This window comes from Streptomyces sp. NRRL WC-3626, assembly GCF_000718785.1.
In the GTDB taxonomy this organism is placed as follows: domain Bacteria; phylum Actinomycetota; class Actinomycetes; order Streptomycetales; family Streptomycetaceae; genus Streptomyces; species Streptomyces edwardsiae.
The window spans coordinates 1-204 of record NZ_JOCA01000090.1; the positions used below are offsets into that span (position 1 = coordinate 1).

At 53.9% G+C, this 204-nt stretch carries 1 rRNA gene; it reads left to right on the forward strand.

The annotated features are described in order from the left end of the window. Nucleotides 1-77, forward strand: a 23S ribosomal RNA gene (locus IF28_RS0135950); the annotation flags it as partial. Nucleotides 78-204 lie beyond the last annotated feature (127 nt).

The window sequence follows — 204 nt, forward strand, 5'->3', positions numbered from 1 at the left end:
CTGGGTTGATAGGCCGGATATGGAAGCACGGTAACGTGTGGAGTTGACCGGTACTAATAGGCCGAGGGCTTGTCCTCAGTTGCTCGCGTCCACTGTGTTGGTTCTGAAACCACGAACAACCCCATGCCTGGTCACGGTGTGGTGCGGTTGATTGTTTCATAGTGTTTCGGTGGTCATAGCGTAGGGGAAACGCCCGGTTACATT